This is a genomic window from Microcoleus sp. AR_TQ3_B6, assembly GCF_036702785.1.
In the GTDB taxonomy this organism is placed as follows: Bacteria; Cyanobacteriota; Cyanobacteriia; order Cyanobacteriales; family Microcoleaceae; genus Microcoleus.
Map to the genome: position 1 here is coordinate 1 of NZ_JAUBVJ010000213.1, position 2,450 is coordinate 2,450.

Genomic DNA, 2,450 nt, shown 5'->3' on the forward strand with positions numbered 1-2,450 from the left:
TCTTGATAGTTGACCTTCATAAAATATCCCTTATTTTTCTGGCATTGTAGCACTTATTTGGCAAAATGGTATTACTACAGTCGCGTAGTAATTTGCCCATCCCCGAATTATGGGGTTCAAGTGTTTGATTAGCGCCTCTTGTGGTGCTGACTTGTGGGCATTAATAACACTAGCGATATTGTCGTAATGCGCCTTTTGCTTGTCCTTACTTGGGGTGATGATTGTTTTAAAACCTTGTTTGGATAGGTACTTTCCTGCATTGAATTGTCGTACCGTAAAACCAAGGAAGTTAAATCCTGGCTTTTCTTGCTCATACTGATATAGAGTATGGGCAAGCCTTGTTTTTGAAGGTTTTAATTCAAGCCCAATGCCGTGTAACCACTCGGAGATTATTTCTCTGCATCTTTGGACAACAGTGATATCTTCGTGGAGAATAACGAACTCATCTGCGTAACGAATCAAACTTAGGGCTGTGCGGTTATCCCGTTTCTTTCCTTTTAGCGTTTCCGCATACTGCTTTATTCGTTCTTCCATCCCGTGGAGGGCAATGTTAGCCAAAAGTGGAGAGATGACTCCGCCCTGTGGTGTACCCTCAGATGTATCAAAGTACTGCATATTATCCATCACACCCGCTTTCAACCAGGCTCGAACTTGTCGGCGAATGGTGGGGAATGTATTCATTTTGTTGAGCAGTGCTTCGTGGTCGATGCGATCGAAGCATTTGGCAATGTCGGCGTCTAACACGTATTTCGGTTTTAGCAGCCTAATTGATGAGAATATTGCTTCGATAGCATCATGGCATGAGCGCCCTGGTCTGAACCCATATGAGTTAGGTTCAAATTTTGCTTCCCATTCTGGTTCTAATGCCAGTTTGACGAGTGCTTGCAGAGCGCGGTCTTTCATTGTAGGTATACCTAAAGGTCGCTTCTCTTCCGTCCCCGGTTTTGGAATCCGTACTCGCCGAGTTGGGCTGACCTTTGTCCCAAGTTTTAAGTTACCGACTAGGTTCAAACGTTGCTTTGGGGTTAGCGACTTAACACCATCCACACCTGCCGTTTTCTTCCCTTGGTTATCTTGGGTTACTCTACGAACCGCTAAAGCCCTTGCATACCAGGACTTCATCAGTGTCTTCTGGAGTCTGCGAACTGTTTTAACATCGCCACGATTAGAGGCTCGATATATCCGCTTTTGGAGCTTAAAGACAGCTTTTTCAGCTTTGCGCCAATTAATTTGTCTCCATTCCACTTTTGAAGTTATCTCTGTTTTAGACATTTTCACTCACTACTTGCAGTCATATCTTCCAAACAACCGTGAGTCCGTCTGCATATCCTAGTTATTACCCTAAGCATTCGCTTCTGACTCAATCTTTCCTACTCGCTGCATACGGTTAGCACCTACTCCTGGTATTCGACCTCCAAGAGAGCAAAAAAACGAGAGGTTACTTCGTTCCGAATGTCCATACTATGTACCTTTAGAGTGATGCTTTTCGCCGGGTTTATGGGAAGTGCTTGTTGGTCAACACAAATCTTGCCAACTCCCTATCCTTTACCTTTTGGTATTTCCAGCGCATACAGCCTTATTTCGCTGGTTCGCAGTCACGACGCTTTATAACGCATCTTCAAGCTTATGCTTTACTCATGAGTACTTTGCTCGATGGATACCAGATTAGGCTTCCAGTAGAGCCACCTTTCATCCCCGCTTCAGGCTTTGATGGCTAGTCTCGAACCTGGGGGAAGTGCTTTCACTCCTGCACCTGGAGGGTAGGATTCTCACCTACATGGACATTCAGTTGTCAAGGTTCAAAACCTTGCGGCTAATCCTCAAAAACCCTTGTTGGGCTTAGTTTCTAGCCAACGAATCGCACCTTATGACCTGCGGCAACTCCACCTTGGTGGCTCTCCTGACTTTATGGTGTATAATGTAACAAATAATACATTTATTATCATGGACTTTTATTTGGACTATATATTAGACTTGCCTCAAGTGAAGGTTGAAAGTTGTACTCAAATTGAGGGGAAAATTTTATTAGGACTGAGAATTGTAGGAGAAGGTATGGTTTGTCATCCGGAGTCAAAATTATACCGAACAATTGCATCAGAATCGACCAATCTTAGTAAGAGATTTGCCAGTGTTTGGTCGTCCTGTATATTTAAAAGTCCCAAGACGGCAGTTTTACTGTCCTAATTGCCAACGATATCCCACAGAAGAGATAGACTTTTTGGACTTGAAAAGACGGCATACTCAACGATACGAAGAAAATATTTATGAGCGTGGTAAACAATCGAATAGGGAGCAAATTGGGCGAGAAGAACAAATGAGCTATGACGAAATAAAAGGAATATTTGAGCAGGTAATCAAGCTCAAAAAAAAAACAAGTTGGCAGCCAGCTAAACGAATCTCTATTGATGAAATAAGTATGCGAAAAGGTCAAGGAAATTTTGTCACTGTTG

The 2,450-nt window shown here is 43.1% G+C and carries 2 pseudogenes; one reads left to right on the forward strand and one right to left on the reverse strand.

From position 1 onward, the window contains the following. Window positions 1-75: 75 nt before the first annotated feature. A pseudogene (gene ltrA / locus QUB56_RS36710) lies at window positions 76-1,272 on the reverse strand (group II intron reverse transcriptase/maturase); the annotation flags it as partial. Window positions 1,273-2,128: 856 nt separating this feature from the next. Here ltrA and QUB56_RS36715 point away from each other — a divergent pair. Continuing rightward, window positions 2,129-2,450 (forward strand): annotated as a pseudogene (locus QUB56_RS36715) (ISL3 family transposase); the annotation flags it as partial.